The following is a 19,603-nucleotide window of genomic DNA, read 5'->3' as shown; positions in this document are numbered from 1 at the left end:
AGACACGCCAGGCTATGAAATCAACTCCCCTGATTCGCCGTCTCGGCCTGCAAACCTACGCCCCTGTGTGGCGCGACATGCAGCGCTACACCGAGGCGCGCACGGCCGATACCCCTGACGAGCTGTGGCTGGTGGAACACCCGCCGGTATTCACCGTCGGACTCAACGGCAAGGCGGAACACTTGCTCCAGCCCGGCAGCATCGACGTGATCCAGGTGGATCGCGGCGGCCAGGTGACCTACCACGGGCCTGGCCAGGTGGTATTGTATCTACTGCTCGATCTGCGTCGCCGTGGTCTGGGCGTACGCGCGCTGGTGAATCTGATGGAACAGGCGGTGATTGAACTGCTGGCGGGCTATGGCATTGCCGCGCTGGCACGGCAGGATGCGCCGGGGGTGTATGTGGACGGCGCCAAGGTCGCCTCGCTCGGCCTGCGCGTGCGCCGCGGTTGCAGCTATCACGGTCTGGCACTCAACGTAGCCATGGACCTGGAGCCATTCAACCGCATCAATCCCTGCGGTTATCCGGGGCTGGCCGTTACACAACTGCACGCCCTCGGTGTAACGGACAGTCTGGAAACAGTGGGAGAAAAGCTGTTGGCACAGGTAGCGGACAAGCTGTCCACGTGAACCCGCTCCGTGGGCAACTGGCCGCTTGGTTCAGGCCCATTCGTCGAGAGGACTCGGTTCCTGCAGCAGACCGGGTTATTTCTTGTCGGTGGTGATGTACACGCCGGGGATGATGGTTTTCTTGATCACCTTGGTCTCCGCCGGGTCACCTTTCTCATACAGTGAAAAGCGCAGAAAGGTCTGCCCCAGGCGGATCACGTCGCCGTCGTTGAGGGCCTGTTCGCTCACCTGCTTGTGGTTGACGAAGGTGCCATTGGTGCTGCCCAGGTCGCGGATGATGTAGCGCACTTCCGCCGGCTTGCCGAGCACCGCCACCCGCTCCAGCAGGGCGTGCTCGCGGCTGGCCAGGTCGTCATTGACCACGATGTCGTTGTCGTCGCCACGGCCTAGGCTGTAGCTCTCCCCCGCCAAAAATACCTTTACCCCCTCGACGTTGTTGCGAATCTGGATCAATGCCGCCATATCACTCCCCTGGGTCCGGAAAATCTGTGCAGTGGGGAATATACTGCAATCGCCCCGGATAGCAAAAACACCGCTCAACCACAGGCCTGCCATGCACGACGATGAACTGCCCATAGCGCCGCCCAATCCGCTCAAAGGTGAGAGCAAGGTTTCCCGTATCCCGGTCAAGGTGGCGCAAGCGGCCGCACCGCTGAAAAAGCCGCACTGGATCCGGGCGCGCTCGCCCAACAGCCCCGAGGTGATGCGCATCAAGGCGATCCTGCGCGAGCAGAAGCTGCATACCGTGTGCGAAGAGGCGGCCTGTCCCAACCTCGGCGAGTGTTTCGGCCACGGCACCGCCACCTTCATGATCATGGGCGGCATCTGCACGCGGCGCTGTCCGTTCTGCGACGTCGCCCACGGCCGGCCCGAGCCGCTGGAGGCGGAGGAGCCGCAGCACCTGGCCGCCACCATCGCCACCATGGGCCTGCGCTTCGTGGTCATCACCTCGGTGGATCGCGACGACCTGCGCGACGGCGGCGCCGCCCACTTCGCCGCCTGCATCCGCGCCGTGCGCACAGCGGCGCCCGCTACCGGCATCGAAATCCTGGTACCCGACTTCCGTGGCCGCGAGGAGATCGCCCTCGCCGCCTTCAACGACGCCCTGCCCGATGTGTTCAACCACAATCTGGAAACGGTGCCACGCCTGTACCGGGAGGCCCGCCCCGGCGCCGACTATCACGGCTCGCTGCACCTGCTGCAGCGCTTTCACCAGCGCCACCCGCAGGTGCCCGCCAAGTCGGGCTTGATGCTCGGTCTCGGTGAAAGCAATGACGAGATCATCGGGGTGCTGAAGGATTTGCGCACCCACGGCTGCACCCATCTCACCCTGGGGCAGTATCTGCAGCCGTCGCCGCACCACCTGCCGGTGCAGCGCTATGTGCCGCCGGAGGAATTCAAGCAACTGGGGGATATCGCCCGCAACCTGGGCTTTCGCAACGTCGCCAGCGGGCCGATGGTGCGCTCGTCCTATCAGGCGGAACGGCAGGCGCGGGGCGAGGATGTGTCGTGAGGGTTTGGGGCTAACCTACATCCCCAGATTGAACCACGGAGTACACGGAGAAAAATGAATAGTTCTTGATATCTCCGTGTTCTCTGTGTCCTCCGTGGTTCGATTTGGTGAACTCGGGATTTTTGAGGCTGGCGCGACAGGCGTCAGCCACCACCCTCGTACAGCACGCGCCAGCGCCCGTCCTCGCGGGTCAGGTATAGGCGCTTGCCCATGTCGCTGTTGAAGTTATTGGAGCGGTAGTGCTGGCGGAAGCTGGCCACCACCATGTCGCGGCCATTGCTGGCCGACTGCGGATAGGCGAACAGCGACAGGTTGGATAGCTCCACCTGCTGGAAGCTCTTGCCGCTGGCCACGGCACGCTTGCGCGTCTGCCATTTCTTCAGATCGAAACCGGGACTCCAGAAATCCGCGGCATAGTGCGACAGATAGCGCTCCACGTCGCCACTGGTCCAGTCCTCCACCCACATCCGCAAGGCATCGAGCAGTTCCTGCCGTTCGCGGCGCCAGGCCGCCTCGTCCACCCACTCCACCCGCGCGGTGATCACCAGCGGCGTCACGCCGGGGCGGATGAAGGCGGCGGCCTGATCCAGGTCGATGTTGGGCAGCACCACGCAACCCTCGCTGTCCAGCGGCGGGCGGCTGTAGAAGGCGGTTTCGGTGCCGTGCAACCAGATGCCGTCGCCGGTCTTGCCGAGGCGGCGGTCCAGTTCGTTGGGATAGTTGAGCGGGAAGGCGCCGCTGCCATACTTGTCCGGCAAGGCGCTGGAGGGGATGTGGCTGGTGATGAAGTACACACCCTCGGGTGTGCGCAGGTCGCCGCGCAGCACCTTGTTGCCGTTGGCCCGTCCGGTGCTGACGTAGTAGTCGCGCACCAGACGCGGCGGCTCGCCATCGCCCCGGCGCTCGTAGATGTACAGGCGGTGATTTTCCTTGTCCACCACGATGGCGGTCTGCACCTCTTCGCCCAGGGTGAGCAGGGCGCGCGGCAGGCGATCCTGCGGCAGGGCGTCGAGGTAGGCACGCAGGCGCACCTCGGCCTCGGCGCGCAACTGAGCCAGCGCCTCTTCCTCGGCCTGCAGACCGGCGAGCAGCGGCGTAGCACCGATGTCGGTGACGGTCTGGGTCTGCGCCAGCAGCAGGTCACCCTGTACCAGATGGGCGAGATGGAACTTGGGGGCGCGGCGGGTCAGTCCGGCGAGCTCAGCGCGCGCCTCGTCGAGGCGGCCGGAGCGGAACAGGATCAGGCCCTTGAGCAGGCTGGCCTCGTAATCCTCGGGATAGTACGCCAGACGTTCCTCCAGCCGGGCCAGGGCGCGCGGGTACAGCGCCATGTCACCGGTGGCATCGGCGGGGTCGAGACCGCGCAGGGCCAGGGCCGAGCCCTCGACGCCGTCCTGAAAACGGTGTGCGCCGTACAGGCCGACGGACAGGGTCAGCAGTACGGCGGTGAGCAACAGTTTTCCGGAGCGGGAGCGCGGCATGGTGTATTAACGCTGAACCTTGATGCTGGTTTCGGTGATGATCATCCAGTTGCCGTCCCGCAGCGCCAGGGCCAGGCGCTTGAGAGTGGTGTCCTTGTAACCGGGAGCGGCATAACGCTGGCGCAGAGTGACCACCACCTCATCGGCTGCCGGCGCCTCCATCTTCATGTCCTCCAGCTGTACCTTGATCCAGGCCGGACGACTGATGCGGTTGCGGCGCTCCGCCTCCCAGGCCTGGCGTTCTCCCCCCTCCGGGGCGAAGTCCGCATCATAGTACGCCAGATAGGCGTCCACATTCTGCTCCGACCAGGCCCGTGCCCAGCCGTTGAGTGCGTTGGCCACCGCCAGACGCACTGCCTCCGGCACGGTTTCCACCGGCGGTTCCTCCACCACCGGCGCGGGCTCGGCGGCGGGGAGCGGTTCTGGCGCCGGTTCGACCATCGCGGCCGCCGCCACCGGTGCAGGCTCCACCGCGGCCGTGGGGGCAGGTGTCACGGGCGGAGCCGGCTTGACGGGGGGCGGCTTTACCGGTGCCGGGGCGGCCACCGGCGCAGGAGCCGCCACCGGCGCAACAGCTACCTGCTGCACCGCCGCCGCCGGGACATCGGCAAGCGAGGTCAAAACCGTCAGCCGCGGCGCCTGCGCGCCGGACTCCAGGCGCAGGGCCTTGGCATAGGAGCTGCGGGCCATTTCCACATAGATGGTGCTGAGATTTTCGTACACCGTGGCGTAGCGCGCGTCGGTGCGCAGCCCACGTTCCAGCAATTCCTTGGCCTCGGCCAGCTGGCCCTGCCGGGCGCGCAGCGCCGCCAGATTATTGTAAGCCTCGGGTAACTGGGGATATTCGGCAATCAGGCGCTCGAACAGCAGGGCGGCCTCCTCCAGCCGGCCGCTGCCGGCCAGGGCAGCGGCACGCAGAAACAGCGGCGATGCTGCCGTGCCGGCGGCGCCCTCCAGACGATCGAGGGTCGCCAGCGCAGCACGATAATCACCTGCCGCCACCTGATCCGCCGCCGCACTCAGGGCGTCGGCGGCATGCGCCGCGCCACCCGCCAGCAAGACCAGGCCCAGCGTCCACTTGAGGCTAACCCGCATCGTCTATCCTTTTGTTTGGATTCATGAACCGGCAGCGATTATATCAGCCTGGCGCGCCGTGTCATGAATACGGCAGAAACGGGGCTACAATGACGGCGGCACGCCGCGACAGGACGAAATCATGGACCATCTGCTGGAACGCATCGAGAAACTCATCGACATCGGCATCGCCCTGTCGGCCGAGAGCAACATCGCCCGCCTGCTGGAGATGATCCTGCTCGGTGCGAAAGAGATCACCAGCGCCGACGGCGGCACCCTCTACTCGGTACAGGAAGGCCAGGCGGTAAAGATGGAGATCCTGCGCACCGACTCGCTCAATTTTGCCATGGGCGGCACCACCGGCACCGCCATTCCCTTCCCGCCCATCCCGCTGTACGACGCCGCCGGCCAGCCCAACCACCACAACGTGGTCACCCACGCCGTACTCAACGACTGCACCATCAACATCCCCGACGCCTACGGCGCGGAGGGGTTCGATTTCGCCGGCACGCGCGAATTCGATCACCGGACCGGCTACCGCTCCACCTCCTTCCTCACCGTGCCGCTAAAAAACCACGAGGGCGACATCATCGGCGTGTTGCAGTTGCTCAATGCCCAGGACGACACCGGCCAGGTGATCCCGTTCAGCGCCGAGGCGCAGCGGCTCACCGAGGCGCTGGCCTCGCAGGCGGCGGTGGCGCTCACCAACCGGCGCCTGATCGAAGACCTCAAACACCTGTTCGAATCCTTCATCAAGCTCATCGCCGACGCGATCGACGAAAAGTCGCCCTACACCGGCGGCCACTGCCGCCGCGTACCGGTGATCACCATGCTGCTGGCGGACGCCGTGGCCAAGGTCAGCGACGGCCCGCTGCGCGACTTCAGCATGAGCGAGGGTGATCGCTACGAACTGGAGATGGCGGCGTGGTTGCACGATTGCGGCAAGGTCACCACGCCGGAATACGTGGTGGACAAATCCACCAAGCTGGAAACCATCTATGACCGCGTGCATGAGGTGGATGTACGCTTCGAGATACTGAAGCGCGACGCCGAGATCGCCATGCTGCGTAAACGTGCGGAGCACCCCGCCCAGGCCGACCTGCTGCTCAAGGAATACCAGGACACCGTGCGCCAGTTGGAGGACGACCGCGACTTCATCCACCGCTCCAACCAGGGCGGCGAATTCATGCGCCCGGAAGATCAGGCGCGTATCGAGGCCATCGCCCAGCGCACCTGGGTCGACACCACCGGCGTCGTGCGCCCGCTGCTCACCGAAAACGAGGTGCTCAATCTCAACATCGCCAAGGGCACGCTCACCGACGACGAACGCCAGGTAATCAACAACCACATCGTCGCCACCATCAACATGCTGGAGGCGCTACCCTTCCCCAAGCACCTCAAGCGCGTGCCGGAATTCGCCGGCGGTCACCACGAACGCATCGACGGCCGCGGTTACCCACGCGGACTCACCCGCGACCAGATGTCGGTGCAGGCGCGCATCATGGCCATCGCCGACGTGTTCGAAGCCCTCACCGCCCGCGACCGCCCCTACAAGCCGGGCAAGAAGCTGTCCGACACCCTGCGCATCATGGCCTTCATGAAACAGGACGGCCACCTCGACCCGGATCTGTTCGATGTCTTCATCAAGGAGCGGGTATTCCAGCAGTACGCCGATCAGTATCTCGATCCGGAACAGGTGGATACGGTGGATATCTCCCGTTTGCCGGGCTACGGCTCATAAGGAAAGCACCGCCTTAACCCACACGATTTATGCTGCTATAGTGTGGCGCCATAAATGTCCGTGATACGCGGACGTACAACAATAAACGGGCGGGCAAAGATGAACGATTTTTCCAATCGGCCGGTCACCGCGCTGATGAATCGCGAGGTGGCGCAGGTCGAGCCACACACGCCGCTACGCACAGCGCTGGAACTGATGCGGCAGCGCAACATCAGCTCGATGGTGGTTGCCGCCGACGGCATCGCCATCGGCATCCTCACCGAACACGACGTACTCGGCGCCCTCGCCACCCTGCAGCAACAGCTCGACGCCCCCTGCCACCGCTTCATGCACGGCCCGGTGATCACCATCCATGGCGATACCGGCTATCTCGACGCCTACCACCGCATGCTGGAGCACGACATCCGCCACCTGGTCGTGCTCGACGCGCAGGGTCGCATCGCCGGCATGGTCAGCGAAAGCGACATCGTGCGCGAACTGGGACCGGAATATTTCATCCAATTCCGCGATGTCGGCAGTGTGATGTCGGCGCACCTGTGCCTGCTGCCGCCCGACACCAGCGTGGCCGCCGCCGCCGCGCGCATGGCGCAGGACGGCCACGCCTGCGTCATCGTCACCGACGCGGAGCGCCGTCCCGCGGGCATCCTCACCGAGCGCGACGTGGTGCGTATTGGCCTGGAGCATACCGATCCGCACCAGCTCATGCTGGCCGAGGTGATGACACGGCCGGTGCTCACCCTCAGCGCCGACACCCCCCTGCACGCCGCCATGGAGCGCATGAACAAGAACCACCTGCGCCGTCTGGTGGTAGTAGACGATAACGGCTGCGTCAGCGGCCTGCTCGGCCAGCGCGATGTCACCCGCGGCCTGGAAAGCCGCTACGCCGCCTTCCTGCGCCGGGTCATCGACCGCCAGAACGAAGCCATGCAGCAACAGCGCTTCCGCACCATCTTCAACTCGGTCAACGATGCCATCTTCGTCCACGACGCCGACAGCGGCGCCATCATCGACGCCAATCAGCGCGTCACCGAGATGTACGGCTACACCCTGGAGCAGCTGTGCCAGATCAACATCGAGCATCTCTCCTCCGCCACGCCGCCCTACACCCAGCAGGAGGCCGCACGCTATCTGCAACGCGCCGCCGCCGGCGAACCGCAGACCTTCGAATGGCAGGCACGCCACCGCAACGGCCACCTGTTCTGGGTCGAGGTCAACATGCGCGCCGCCACGGTGGACAACCGAAAGCGCATCCTGGTCTCGGTACGCGACATCGGCGCCCGCAAGAAGAATGAAGAGAAGATGCGCCGCCTCAACTGGGCGTTGTCGGCACTGAGCCGCGGCAACGCCGCCCTGGTGCATGCCGAAACCATTCAGGAACTGTACGACACCGCCTGCGACGCCATCACCGATCAGGACGCCTACGCCCTGACCTGGATCGGCATGCCGCTGCACGATACGCAAAAGAGCGTGGAAATCGTCGCCCACGCCGGCAGTGCACGCGGCTATCTCGACGGACTCACGGTGTCGTGGGGCGATTCTGCGCAAGGTCAGGGACCGGTGGGCCGCGCCATCCGCGGCAATACCACCATCGTCTACAACGACATGTTGCAGGAGGCCAGCTTCAAACCCTGGATGGAGCGTGCCCGCAAACACGGCCTGGCGTCGATCATCACCGTGCCACTGCGCAGCCGCGGCATAGTGATCGGCGTGCTCGCCGTCTATGCCACCGTCACCGATGCCTTTGGCCCGGAAGAGGTGAAACTGTTCGAGGAACTGGCCGACGACATCGGCTTCGGTATCGACAGCCGCCACACCCGTGCCGCTTACGAGCAATCGCTGCTGGAGCGCGAGCACCACGCCTCACAATTGCAGGCCACCCTGGAGCAGGCCATCGGCGCCCTCGCCGCCACATTGGAAAAACGCGATCCCTACACCGCCGGGCACGAACGCCGCGTCGCCGATCTTGCCGTCGCCATCGGCCGCCACCTCGGCCTGGATGACAACCGCCTGCACGGCCTGCGCCTCGCTGGCTACATCCACGACATCGGTAAGGTGCAGATCCCGTCCGAGCTGTTGAGCAAACCGTCCAAACTGAGCGCGGTGGAATTCGAACTGATCAAGCAACACGCCGAGGCCGGCTACGACATCATCAAGGACATTGCCTTCCCCTGGCCCATCGCCGACATGGTATGGCAGCACCACGAATGCCTCGATGGCAGCGGCTACCCACGCGGCCTCACTGGCGAGGAGATGTTGCTGGAGTCGAAGATCCTCGCCGTCGCCGACATTGTCGAGGCCATGTCCTCACACCGCCCCTACCGCCCGGCCCTGGGCGCCGAACCGGCGCTGGCGCAGATTGAAAAGCTGCGCGGCAACAAGCTGGACCCCGCTGCGGTAGATGCATGCCTGTATCTGTTCCGTGAGGCGGGCTACCAGTTTCCGGAATGAGGCGCGGCACACGCGCCCATAACGCGTTCTACGGAGTAACACATCATGCAACGACTGCTGACTACTGTATGTTGCATCGTGCTGCTGGTCGGCGCGGCCCAGGCGCAGGAGGCCGCCGTCAAGGCCGAGGTCCTGGCCCAGGCCAGCCGCAGCTGGGATTACAGCCGCCTGCCCGCCTACCCGGATGGCACACCTGAGATCAGCGTGCTGCGCATCGAGATCGCCCCCGGCGCACAACTGCCGCTGCACCGCCATCCGGTGATCAATGCCGGATATCTGATCAGCGGTGCCCTGAGCGTGGTGAAGGAAAATGGCGAAACGCGGCACCTCAAGGCCGGCGAAGCCGTCATCGAGGTGGTAAACACCTGGCACTACGGGAAGAACGAAGGTGACGTGCCGGCCGTGATCGTGGTGTTCTATGCCGGCGCGGCGGGAATGCCGCTCAGCGAACAAAAGGAATGAGGCGCGGAAAACCGGCGCCGACTATATTCCCACGTCGAACATCGACTCCAGGTCGTGGCGTGAATACGCCTTGAAGGCCAGCAGGGTTTCCGTGCTGGTAATGGCGCGAATATCCAGTATCCGATGGGTCACCAACTGCGCCAGATCCTCCGCCGTCGGCACCCGGACGATGGCGATGATGTCATAGCGACCGCTCACCGAATATGCCTCGGTAATCCCTTCAATCCCCGCCAGCTGTTCGGCCACTTCGTTGATCTTCTCGCGTTCGGCGTTGATGAGGATGATGGAGGTGACCATGGGAGGCTCCTTCGGGTTTGGTGGATTGATGGTTCGAGGATACCTGAGGGAGATGGTGGCGGCCAATGATCGGCGGCAACGGCGGTTGTGTATAGATGGGCACGTCACCCCTTGAACTGAGCCGAGCCTGATTGCCCCCCGTCAATCAGGCACGCTCACTTTGGCAGCAGCGCTGATCAGCGCTTGCCCTTGGCCGTCTTCTTGTCCTCCTCGGCACCGACCTTCTCGATGCTTTCCAGCACGGCGACTTCGAGCATCGGCACGGCGGCCAGGCTCTTGGCGTCTTCCACCAGCGGCTTGAGCTGGCTATGCAGCTCGCTGCACAGGGTGTGCAGTTCGCGGTACTTCTCGGCCAGCTTGGCGGCATTGTCCTGCGCGGCCTGCATGTCCTTCACCTGCTGCTCCAGGGTCTGCTTTTCCTTGCGCAGGGTGGCGTTGGCGGCGACGGCTTCCTTGCGCGCATCGGCCTCGTCCATCTTTTCCTTCTTCAGCGCCTTCAGCTTCTTCACCACATTTTCCGGCGTATCGGCCAGGGCGGTGTTGATCGCCTTCATGGCGCGATCCTTTTCGGCGACGGCGTCTTTCAGCTTCTTCACCTCGCTGGCGTGCTGGGCACGCTCAGCGACCATCTGCTGCTCGAATTTCTCCAGCGTGGTCAGGGTCTCGGCGCGCGCGGCCTCGGCGAGGTTGCGTGCCTTTTCGCTGTCGGCGAGTTTCTTTTCCATGGTGGCGATGGCCACCTTGGCTTGTTCCTGTGCCTTGCTGACGCTGATGTCGGCCTCGATGTAACGCTTGATGGCGTTATCGAGCGCGCTCTTGAGTTCTTCCTGGGAACAATTCGGGTCCAGCTTGAGGGCATCGGTCGCGGCGCGCATCAGTACTTGCTTGCTGATGGCGAGGTCTTTCCAAACTTTTAATTGCAGCTCGAGATCTGCTTCAGCCACATGGTTCTCCTTGGGGACTTGACTATCGGGGGGCTAAATTTGAGGGGGCACATATTAGTCGAATTCTCGAAAAATTGCTGATATTTCCGTGGGCTACGGCGGCGGCATGGCGGGGGGGAGGGCCGACCGGGGGGGAGGGCCAGCGCGGAATGGGGGCTGGGCCGGATTCGATGATGAAAAACTTGGCAGTTAAAAATCAATAAGATACGAAAATCCAGGCAGGGCAGCACAACAGGGGGCCGCCGCCACCCCTGTCCCCAGCCAGCGCCCCTCCCGGCCTCGCCCCCAAACTCGTGGGGGCGGCCGGGAGGGGGCGCTCAGGCGAAACGGTAGCCCTTGGGCACCACCACGATGCCCTGTTCGCTGACGGTGAAGCGCTCGCGGTCACGCTTGCTGTCGTAACCGATCTGCTCGCGCGGCGGCACCTCCACGTCCTTGTCGATGATGCAGCGGCGCAGGCGCGCGCCGGCGCCGACGCGCACCCCGTGGAACAGGATGGCGTCCTCGACAAAGGCACCGTCGTCGATGAACACCTGCGGGAACAGGATGGAATGCTGCACGCTGCCGCCGGCGATGACGGCGCCACCGGCGACGATGGAGTTGATGAAGATGCCCTCGGTGCCGGAGACGCCCGGCACGGTGCGCGCCGGCGGGGTCTGCGCCTGATAGGAGCGGATCGGCCAGTCGGCCTGGTACAGATCCAACGGCGGCACCGGCTTGAGCAGGTCCATATTGGCCTGGTAGTAGGCGTCGATGGTGCCGACGTCGCGCCAGTAGCGGTCGGGGGTGACGCGGCCGGTCTCGCCGCCGAAGCGGTAGGCCATCACCTTCCGCGTGGTGATCAGGCGCGGCAGGATGTCCTTGCCGAAGTCATGGCTGGAGTTGGTGTCGGCGTGGTCGGCCTCCAGTTCGTCCAGCAGCAGACCGGTAGAAAACACATAAATGCCCATGGACACCAGCGCTGCGTCGGGCTGGCCTGGGATGGCCTTGGGCAGCGCGGGTTTTTCCTCGAAACCGGTGATGCGATCCGCGGCATCCACCGCCATTACGCCAAAGGCGCGCGCTTCGGCCAGCGGCACCTCCATCGCCGCCACGGTGACGGCGGCGCCGCTGGCCTTGTGCGCCTTGAGCATCGCCTCGTAGTCCATGCGGTAGATGTGGTCGGCGGAGAGGATCAGTACCGCCTCGGCCTCGCTGCGCTCCACCAGATACAGGTTCTGGTAGATGGCGTCGGCGGTGCCCTGATACCAGCGCTCGCCGGTGCGCATCTGCGGCGGCACCGGGGTGATGTACTCGCCCAGTTCCGGATTGAAGATGGACCAGCCGTCGCGCAGGTGCTTCTGCAGCGAATGGGACTTGTACTGGGTCAGCACCAGCACGCGACGCAGACCGGAGTGCAGGCAGTTGGCCAGCACGAAGTCGATGATGCGGTACTTGCCGCCGAAGGGAACCGCCGGCTTGGCACGGTCGGCGGTAAGCGGCTTGAGGCGGGTGCCGGTGCCGCCGGCAAGGACTACGGCAAGGGTCTGGTCCAGCATGATGCGTTGCACCTCGGTGGGATTGAGTGTTGCTGCTTACCGAGCAAGAAGCGCACCAGGACGAGGCACGGGGCGTTCGGGGGAGGTTACGGCCCGTGACGTGAGCCGGTTTGGTGCAGGCGATGGTGCAGGCGCACCGGAATGAAACAATCCGCGCCTACTTCCCGTGCAGTACGTAGCCGTCCTGGCGGAACAACTTGAGGCAGGCGTCCACGACCACCGGATCGTAGCGGGTGTTGCGGTGGCTTTCGATTTCGGTCAGGGCCTCATCCAGCGACAGGGCGGCACGATAGGGGCGGTGCGAGGCCATGGCCTCGACCACGTCGGCCACGGCAAGGATGCGCGCCTCGAGCAGGATCTCATCGCCCTTGAGTCCCTTGGGATAGCCGCTGCCATCCAGGCGTTCGTGATGCTGCACAACCATCTCGGCCACCGGCCAGGGGAATTCGATGCCCTTGACGATGTCGTGTCCCATCACCGGATGGGACTGGATGATGTCGAACTCGGCGCCGCTCAGGCGGCCGGGGCGATTGAGGAATTCCGCCGGTACGTAAATCTTGCCGATGTCGTGGATCAGCGCGCCCAGGCGCAGGCCCTCGCGCTGCTCCTCCGGCAGGCCCATCTCTGCGGCAATGGCGGTGGCCAATTCTGCCACGCGCTGCTGATGGCCGGCGGTGTAGGGGTCGCGCTTTTCGATGGTGACGGCGATGGCCTGGATGGTCTGCACCAGGGAGCGTTGCAGGCTCTCGCCAATGCGCTTGCGCTCCGCCTCCATCTGCTTGCGCCCGGTGATATCGCGGGCGATGCCCTCCAGCGCCACCAGGCGGCCGGTCTCGTCGTACAACTGGGTATTGCGCTGCTCGGTCCAGATCACAGAACCGTCCTTCTTGATCCAGCGCAGGGTGAGGATGCCATCGCCCTCCACCTGTCCCTGCGCCATGCGCTCCAGCAGCGGGCGATCGTCGGGATGTACCAGCTTCATGCCCAGGTCCGGATCGGCGTAGTGCTCTTCCGGCGTATAGCCAGTCATCTCCAGCGCCGATGGGCTGACGTAGTCGAAGCGCCGCTCCGGATAGAGCTGATAGCGATAGATGAGGTCCTGCGCACTCTCGGCCAGGGCGCGGTAACGTTCCTCGCTCTGCGCCAGTTCGCGCTCCGCCGCCTCGCGCCGCACACGGCTGCGCTGGCTGACAATACCGAAGGCCAGGTCATTGGACAGCTCGGTGAGCAGGGCCACCTCCTGCGCGTCGAAGGCATCGGGTTCGGCCGCGTCGATGGTGAGCACGCCGACGGTGTCCGTGCCATGGCGCAGCGGCAGGGCGATGAGTGAGGCATAGCCACGCTTCTGCGCCTCCTCGCGCCAGGGCGTGTAGGCCGGCTCGTTGAGCAGATCGCGGGCAATAAAAATCTCGCCGCTGCGCAGCGCGGTACCGGTGGGGCCACTGCCCCATTGATCCTCGCCCCAACCAAAACGCATGGTCTCCAGATAGCCGGCGTCATAGCCGGCCCAGGCCACTGGCAGGATGCGCTTCTCCGCATCCTGCTGCGGATAACCCACCCAGGCCAGGCGGTGGCCACCCACATCGATCAGCACGCGGCAGATGTCCTGCACCAGTTGCTCTTCACTCTCGGCGCGCACCAGGGTTTCGTTGCCGCGGCTCAAGGTGCGCAGGGCGCGATTGAGGCGTTGCAATTCGCGTTCGGCCTGACGCATCTCGGTGACATCCTGCACCGTGCCGATCATGCGCTGCGGCGTACCGTCGTCGGCAAAGGCCACCTGGCCTTTCTCATGCACCACCTTCTGCGTCGCATCCGACAGCACGATACGGTGATCGATTTCGTAGCTGGACTCATGACGCAGGGCGCTGTCCACGGCCCTTTCCACCGCCTGCCGATCGGCGGGGTGGATGTATTGCAGAAAGGCCTCATAGGTGGCGCCGAAGGCCTGCGGCTCGACGCCGAAGATGCGGTAGATCTCGTCCGACCAGTACAGTGTGCCGGCGCGGATGTCCCACTCCCAGTTGCCCAGGTGGGCGATCTCCTGCGCCTCCTTCAGCCGCATCTCGCTGCGCCGCACACGCGTCTCCGCCTGCAGGCGCTGCAGGGTATTGGAAATAATCTCGCCGGCGGCGCGCAGCATGCGCACATCTTCCTTGGCCCAGCTGCGCGCCTGGGTCACCACATCGAAACCGATGTAGCCCACGCCATGCTCGCCGTAGGTCATGGGCACCATCAGCAGGGAACGGATGCTTTCGGCAAGGAACTCGTCGCGCTCCGCCGCCGCCTCGGGCGGCAGGGCCAGCACGTCGGCAATCATGAGCGGCTCGTTGCGCTTGAGCCGCTCCGACCACCAGGGCAGCGCCGGCAACGACAGCTCGGCCAGACGCGCCGCCTGCGAGGTCACCCCCTCGGCACACCACTCGTGCACATCCAGCAGGCGCCCGCCGCCCACATCGACACCAAAGATATAGGCGCGATCGGCCATCACGAATTGACCGATCTGCCGCAATGCATGGCGGATCTCTTTTTCCATGGAGTCCATGCTGACGGTGACGAAATGGCTGGCGATGCCACCCACCAGCGATTCGAAGGCGAGGCGGTACTTGAGTGCCGCCTCCGCCTCCTTCACCGAACTCAGGTCCATCAGCGTGAGCACATAGCCGGTGTGGGCGTGGTGTTCATCACGGATCGCGCTGGCGGTGAGGAACACCGGGATCTGCCGGCCGTTGCGCGCCAGCAGCACCGATTCCCCCATCCAACCCTCGGGCCGGATGGCGTGGTTGAAGATCATGTCCACCTGGCTGTGCTGTTCGGCGGGAAACAGCTCGAACAGCGTACGGCCTTCCAGCTCGGTATGGGCGCCGCCGAGCAGGCCGCACAGGGCAGGGTTGCAGTAGGTGATGATGCGCACACCATCCAGCACCAGGATGCCTTCGCCGGCCTGGGCCACCGCATGGCTCAGGGTACGGCGCTGCGCCTCGGCGCGGCGCTCGGCGGTCACGTCCTCCAGGATGTGGATGGCGTGGCGGATGCTGCCGTCCATGTGACGGATACCGAAGGACTGCGATACGAATACCTCGCCAGTCGGCAACACCACCTCGTCACCGTGGGCCTGCAGGCGATCGGGGAAGGTCTGACAGGAAGGCAAGGGTCCATCGCCATGCGGGAACACCTCCCAATAGGGCTTGCCGATGATCTGCGCGGCATCCATGCCGGCACGGGCCACATAGGCCGGGTTGCCGTGCACGATGCGCAAATCCTTGTCGTGGATGAAGATGGGGTGCGGGATGGCGTCAAAGGCATCGTGCCAGTCGCGCTGCGTCAACTCGATGCGGCGCCGGCTGTCATCCAGATCGTCCAGTGCCCGGCGCAACTCGGCAGTACGCTCCTCGACCCGCAGTTCCAGTTCATCGCGGGCACGACACAGCTCCAGATCGGCCTGGCGCAGGCGACGATTGATGCGGGTGAAGTACATCAATCCGCTGGAGAGCAACACGAAGGCCAGCACGCCCAGCAGCAGCCAGTACCAGTACTGGCGCACCACATCCTGCGCACGTATGCGACCGAAGTCGCGGTAGGGGCCAAGACGCAGCTCACGCAACAGGTCGTGCACCGGCTGGTAGTCGGCGGGCACGGTCCAGCCGGCGGTATTGCTGCGCACGGCAGCCACGCTGTCTGCCGACATCTGCATCAGGGCCAGCGCCACGCTGTGCCCCAATGCCTCCGGCGTGTGCTTGAGCCGCGCCATCGGCCACTCCGGATACAGGCGGGTGCTGGTCATGAAGATGAATTCGGGATGGCTAGTGGGCTGGACGGCGCGGTAGTCCTCCAGCCGGATCTTGCCCTCGCTGGCCATGCGCTCCAGGGTATCGCTGCGCACCGTACCGGCGTCCACGGTACCGTCGCGCACCGCATACACCACGGCATCGTGGGTGCCGCCGAAAAGCAGCGGCTTGAAATCGCGGTAGGGATTGACGCCGGCCTGCTGTAGTTCGCGCCAGGCGGCGTGAAAACCGCCCAGCGACTGCTCGTCCACCGCCATGAAGGATTTGCCCTTGAGGTCGGCAAATTCGTGCAGTTCCGTGCGTTCGGCGCGGGTGAAGATCAGGCCGCCGAAATGCGTGTAGGAGTGGCCCTCGTCGCGGTTGCGCAGGGTGGCGATGCGGCTGACGCCGTACAGCAACTCCATTTCCACGTAATAGGACGAGTTGGCCAGCACGAAATCCACCGCGCCGTCGCGCACCGCCGGCAGCAGATCATCGAAACCCAGGGGAACAACCACAAAGCGGTGCCCGGAGATGTGCCGCGTCAGATGCTCCGCGGTGGGCCCCCACATGCGCAGGGTGGCCTCCGGTCCACGCCAGGCGAGTACACCGATCTTCACCTCCACCGGCGCGGCCAGAACCCCACCCGGCCACGACAGCAGGATGAGCAGCACCAGACAACAGCGCCGGAAGAATTGTGCAGCACGATCAGGCATGGTCAGATACAGCGCGGCAACCCTCATTGTTCTTAATTGTAGGTGCCCGGGCGCACACTGCCCCAAAGCATACGTCAGGCAGGGTCTTTATAGAAGCGGAAGGCATTGCGCCCGGACGCCTTGGCCCGGTACATGGCCTCATCGGCACGGCGCAGCAACTCATCCGGCGTGGCGCCATCAGGCGGATAGCGCACGATGCCCACCGATGCCGACAAGCCGGCCTCCTGCTCCTGCAACTGGAACGGTTCGCTCAGTACCTGCAACACCTTCTGCGCCACCACCTGCGCCCCTTCGCTGCCGTGCACCCGTGCCAGCACCATGGCGAATTCGTCGCCGCCGAGGCGGGCCACGGTGTCGCTGTCACGCACGCAGCCGAGCAGGCGCCGCGCGACCTGGCGCAGCAATTCGTCGCCGACCGCATGGCCCAGGGTATCGTTGACCTGCTTGAAGCCGTCCAGGTCGATGTACAGCAGGCCGACCTCGCCCGCGCTCAGGTCGGCCTGGTTCAGTGCCTGCTCCAGGCGGGTGGCGAACAGATCGCGGTTGGGCAGGCCGGTAAGGCCGTCATAGTGGGCCTGGCGCCAGATGGCCTCCTCATGGGCCTTGCGTTCGGTGATGTCCTCCTTCACCGCCACGAAGTGGGTGATCTGTCCTGCCTCGTTCTTGATGGGAGATATCCGCGCGCTCTCCCAGAACAGGTGTCCGTCCTTGGCCTTGTTGAGCACCTCGCCGTGCCACACCTCGCCGCCCTTGATGGTGGCCCACATGCGCTGGTAGGTCTTGAGCGGGGTCAGCCCCGACTGCCACAGCCGCGGGTTCTGCCCCAACACCTCGTCCGGGCGGTAGCCGGTCATCTCGACGAAACGCGGATTGACGTACTCGATATTACCCTCGCTGTCGGTGATGATGGCCGAGGCCGGACTGTGCTCCACCGCGCTGGACAGCTTGCGCAACAGCGCCTCGGCCTCCTTGCGCGCAGTGATGTCGCTGAAGGTGACCACGGCGCCGAGCAGGCGGCCATCGTTGTAGAGCGGGTGGGAGCGGTACTCCACCGGGAAGTGGCTGCCGTCGGCACGCCAGAATACATCGCTGTCGTCATGCACCACGCTGCCGTCGCGCAGGGTGGTGTGCAGCGCGCACTCGCTCAACGGGTGGCTGCGGCCATCGGCGTAGCTGTGATGAATCAGCTCATGCACCGGCCGGCCCAGCAACTGCTCCGGCCGTGCCAGGCCCAGCAGGCGCAGGGCCTCGGGATTGACCAGGGTGCAGCTCCCCAGCAGGTTCATGCCGATGATGCCCTCGCCGGAGGACTCGATGAACAGACGCAGCTGGGCCTCGGCCTGCTGTCTTTCCTCCACCTCGGCGCGCAACTCGGCGGTGCGCCGCTCCACCAGCACTTCGGTCTGCGCCTTGGCCGTCTCCAGCGCCAGCATCTGGCGGCGGAAACGGCTCAGGGCAAACAGGGTCAGGCCCGACAGCAGCAGCCACACCGCCAGATGGGTCAGGGCGATATTGCGCAACTGCACCGCCTCCGGCGCCAGCAAGGGCGCGGCGGCGAACGACACGCTGACGCCGCCGCGGATATCGCCCAGCTTGTACCCCTGGTGCAGATGACACTTGAGGCAGGGCTGCTGCACCCGCAGCGGCGCAATGAAGCGGAATACCGCCTCATCGCCGCGCCCGACCAGTTCGCTCACCTCGCCCACGCCGTGCTCGAAGCGCTCCAGTTGGGCGCGCTCCCAGCCGTCGGGGGCATTGTAAGGGTTGAGCGGCTTAAGGCTGGTGAGATGCAGGCGCAGCTGACTCAGTTCCGCCACCACGTCGGTGAGCTGGCGCGTCATATAGGCCGGGTTGATCATGGTGAGCGGCCTGCCGGAAGGCGTGCTGATCTCGCGCTCCGGTACCTCAAGATAGGGGTTGGGCTGGGTGTAGTCGTCGATGGGGGCATACACGCCGCCATGGCGCGCGTTCCACAGACGCACCGACTCCACCATCTTGAACACGAACTGGGCGCGATCGTTGGCCAGCTGGAAGGCCTTGCGCTCCATCTCGCCCTGGTTCCACAGGAAGGAGGCCAGCACCACCAGCGTCCAGATCAGGATCGGCAGCGGCCAGTAACGGTATTGCAGGACGACTTTGCTCATCGGAAACCTATATAGGAATAGTGCCTTCCGATGGCGGCGGGCACGGTGTGTGGGACGCACCCTGATTTAATGAAATCGCGGCCCATGTGACCGTGTTTGCATTATGGCGGGCAGGCCGACGGATAGGCAAATCGGGAATGGCATGGCGCTTGCTGCATTGCCACAGAAACACACTGGGAAAATGCCTCATGCCGCAACCGCCGTCCAAGCCCACCCTGCGCGTCCTGCTGTGCGACGACGACCGCGGCCGGGCGGCGCTCCTGGAGCAGGCCCTGGCCGACGCCGGCTACAGCGTCATCGCCCGCCTGGGCGGGGCGGCCAACCTGAGCGCCGAGGTGGCCCGCCATCAGCCCGACGTGATCATCATCGACCTCGACTCCCCCGACCGCGACACCCTGGAGCAGATGCGCACCATCAGCCGCGAACAGCCCCGTCCCATCGTGATGTTCGCCGAGGACGACGACAGCGGCACCATCAACCAAGCCATCAAGGCCGGCGTCAGTGCCTACGTGGTGGACGGGCTGAGCGGCAAGCGCGTGCGCCCGGTGATGGAGGTGGCCATCGCCCGCTTCCGCGAATACCAGGCCCTGCGTGAGGAACTGAGCCGGGCGAAAAGCTCACTGGAGGAGCGCAAGGTGATCGAGCAGGCCAAGGGCCTGCTGATGCAACACCGCGCCATGAGCGAGAACGAGGCCTACCAGGCCCTGCGCAAACTGGCCATGGACCAGGGCAAGAAACTGCCCGAGGTGGCGAAGAACGTCATCGCCATCATGGAACTGCTGGGCTGAACGACGAAGCAGCGATGCCTATTGTCCCATCCCAGCGTTCCCACGCTCTGCGTGGGAACGATCT

The 19,603-nt window shown here is 64.9% G+C and carries 14 protein-coding genes; 6 read left to right on the top strand and 8 right to left on the bottom strand.

Going from position 1 to position 19,603, the window contains the following annotated elements:
- The first annotated feature begins 14 nt into the window (after nt 1–14).
- Nucleotides 15–629, top strand: coding sequence for a lipoyl(octanoyl) transferase LipB (gene lipB, locus ACMV8A_RS02130; RefSeq protein WP_495324084.1), 615 nt, complete (start codon nt 15–17; stop codon nt 627–629).
- A 75-nt stretch (nt 630–704) separates the two neighbouring features.
- On the opposite strand, the gene ACMV8A_RS02125 is transcribed toward lipB, so the two are convergent.
- Nucleotides 705–1,091, bottom strand: a complete 387-nt coding sequence (locus ACMV8A_RS02125; RefSeq protein ID WP_495324083.1) for an FHA domain-containing protein — start codon at nt 1,089–1,091, stop codon at nt 705–707.
- A 91-nt stretch (nt 1,092–1,182) separates the two neighbouring features.
- Here ACMV8A_RS02125 and lipA point away from each other — a divergent pair, with 91 nt between their 5' ends.
- Nucleotides 1,183–2,142: a lipoyl synthase gene (gene lipA / locus ACMV8A_RS02120; protein WP_495324082.1), complete on the top strand. Its 960-nt coding sequence runs from the start codon at nt 1,183–1,185 to the stop codon at nt 2,140–2,142.
- A gap of 143 nt (nt 2,143–2,285) precedes the next feature.
- On the opposite strand, the gene ACMV8A_RS02115 is transcribed toward lipA, so the two are convergent.
- Entirely contained in the window at nt 2,286–3,623 is a 1,338-nt protein-coding gene (locus ACMV8A_RS02115; protein ID WP_495324081.1) for a L,D-transpeptidase Cds6 family protein, read from the bottom strand.
- A gap of 6 nt (nt 3,624–3,629) precedes the next feature.
- The gene (locus ACMV8A_RS02110) at nt 3,630–4,718 is read right to left on the bottom strand and encodes a L,D-transpeptidase Cds6 family protein (protein ID WP_495324080.1); all 1,089 of its coding nucleotides are present in this window, start codon (nt 4,716–4,718) and stop codon (nt 3,630–3,632) included.
- A 121-nt stretch (nt 4,719–4,839) separates the two neighbouring features.
- Here ACMV8A_RS02110 and ACMV8A_RS02105 point away from each other — a divergent pair, with 121 nt between their 5' ends.
- From ACMV8A_RS02105 to ACMV8A_RS02095, 3 genes are all read left to right on the top strand, one after another.
- Nucleotides 4,840–6,438: an HD domain-containing phosphohydrolase gene (locus ACMV8A_RS02105; RefSeq protein ID WP_495324079.1), complete on the top strand. Its 1,599-nt coding sequence runs from the start codon at nt 4,840–4,842 to the stop codon at nt 6,436–6,438.
- 99 nt (nt 6,439–6,537) lie between these two features.
- Nucleotides 6,538–8,886, top strand: a complete 2,349-nt coding sequence (locus ACMV8A_RS02100; protein WP_495324078.1) for a CBS domain-containing protein — start codon at nt 6,538–6,540, stop codon at nt 8,884–8,886.
- Between the two features lie 45 nt (nt 8,887–8,931).
- The gene (locus ACMV8A_RS02095) at nt 8,932–9,348 is read left to right on the top strand and encodes a cupin domain-containing protein (RefSeq protein WP_495324077.1); all 417 of its coding nucleotides are present in this window, start codon (nt 8,932–8,934) and stop codon (nt 9,346–9,348) included.
- Between the two features lie 21 nt (nt 9,349–9,369).
- Here the strand turns inward: ACMV8A_RS02095 and ACMV8A_RS02090 are convergent, their stop codons facing one another.
- The 5 genes from ACMV8A_RS02090 to ACMV8A_RS02070 all read right to left on the bottom strand — a co-directional run bounded on the left by ACMV8A_RS02090 (nt 9,370) and on the right by ACMV8A_RS02070 (nt 18,751).
- A complete protein-coding gene (locus tag ACMV8A_RS02090) occupies nt 9,370–9,645 on the bottom strand; it encodes an Lrp/AsnC family transcriptional regulator (protein ID WP_495324076.1) in 276 nt (91 codons plus the stop codon).
- A 176-nt stretch (nt 9,646–9,821) separates the two neighbouring features.
- Nucleotides 9,822–10,589: a hypothetical protein gene (locus tag ACMV8A_RS02085; protein ID WP_495324075.1), complete on the bottom strand. Its 768-nt coding sequence runs from the start codon at nt 10,587–10,589 to the stop codon at nt 9,822–9,824.
- 317 nt (nt 10,590–10,906) lie between these two features.
- Nucleotides 10,907–12,127, bottom strand: a complete 1,221-nt coding sequence (gene glgC / locus ACMV8A_RS02080; RefSeq protein WP_495324074.1) for a glucose-1-phosphate adenylyltransferase — start codon at nt 12,125–12,127, stop codon at nt 10,907–10,909.
- Nucleotides 12,128–12,284: 157 nt separating this feature from the next.
- Nucleotides 12,285–16,607 (bottom strand): PAS domain S-box protein, encoded by a 4,323-nt coding sequence (locus ACMV8A_RS02075; protein ID WP_495324073.1) that lies wholly within the window; start codon nt 16,605–16,607, stop codon nt 12,285–12,287.
- 74 nt (nt 16,608–16,681) lie between these two features.
- The gene (locus ACMV8A_RS02070) at nt 16,682–18,751 is read right to left on the bottom strand and encodes a diguanylate cyclase domain-containing protein (protein WP_495324072.1); all 2,070 of its coding nucleotides are present in this window, start codon (nt 18,749–18,751) and stop codon (nt 16,682–16,684) included.
- Nucleotides 18,752–18,939: 188 nt separating this feature from the next.
- On the opposite strand from ACMV8A_RS02070, the gene ACMV8A_RS02065 reads away from it, so the two are divergent.
- Nucleotides 18,940–19,539 carry an ANTAR domain-containing response regulator gene (locus tag ACMV8A_RS02065; protein ID WP_495324071.1) on the top strand — a complete coding sequence of 200 codons (600 nt, stop codon included), beginning with the start codon at nt 18,940–18,942 and terminating at the stop codon, nt 19,537–19,539.
- Nucleotides 19,540–19,603 lie beyond the last annotated feature (64 nt).

It is taken from the genome of Sulfurivermis sp., from assembly GCF_059410345.1.
The sequence above is the reverse complement of the archived record's forward strand: the minus strand, read 5'-3'. Positions and strand labels throughout refer to the sequence as shown.

Bases quoted from the DNA above. Each gene is read 5' to 3' on its own strand.
- ACMV8A_RS02115 (WP_495324081.1), bottom strand. From the start codon at position 3,623: ATGCCGCGCTCCCGCTCCGGAAAACTGTTGCTCACCGCCGTACTGCTG.
- glgC (WP_495324074.1), bottom strand. From the start codon at position 12,127: ATGCTGGACCAGACCCTTGCCGTAGTCCTTGCCGGCGGCACCGGCACC.
- ACMV8A_RS02090 (WP_495324076.1), bottom strand. From the start codon at position 9,645: ATGGTCACCTCCATCATCCTCATCAACGCCGAACGCGAGAAGATCAAC.
- ACMV8A_RS02125 (WP_495324083.1), bottom strand. From the start codon at position 1,091: ATGGCGGCATTGATCCAGATTCGCAACAACGTCGAGGGGGTAAAGGTA.
- ACMV8A_RS02100 (WP_495324078.1), top strand. From the start codon at position 6,538: ATGAACGATTTTTCCAATCGGCCGGTCACCGCGCTGATGAATCGCGAG.
- ACMV8A_RS02075 (WP_495324073.1), bottom strand. From the start codon at position 16,607: ATGCCTGATCGTGCTGCACAATTCTTCCGGCGCTGTTGTCTGGTGCTG.
- ACMV8A_RS02065 (WP_495324071.1), top strand. From the start codon at position 18,940: ATGCCGCAACCGCCGTCCAAGCCCACCCTGCGCGTCCTGCTGTGCGAC.
- ACMV8A_RS02105 (WP_495324079.1), top strand. From the start codon at position 4,840: ATGGACCATCTGCTGGAACGCATCGAGAAACTCATCGACATCGGCATC.
- ACMV8A_RS02070 (WP_495324072.1), bottom strand. From the start codon at position 18,751: ATGAGCAAAGTCGTCCTGCAATACCGTTACTGGCCGCTGCCGATCCTG.
- lipB (WP_495324084.1), top strand. From the start codon at position 15: ATGAAATCAACTCCCCTGATTCGCCGTCTCGGCCTGCAAACCTACGCC.
- lipA (WP_495324082.1), top strand. From the start codon at position 1,183: ATGCACGACGATGAACTGCCCATAGCGCCGCCCAATCCGCTCAAAGGT.
- ACMV8A_RS02095 (WP_495324077.1), top strand. From the start codon at position 8,932: ATGCAACGACTGCTGACTACTGTATGTTGCATCGTGCTGCTGGTCGGC.
- ACMV8A_RS02110 (WP_495324080.1), bottom strand. From the start codon at position 4,718: ATGCGGGTTAGCCTCAAGTGGACGCTGGGCCTGGTCTTGCTGGCGGGT.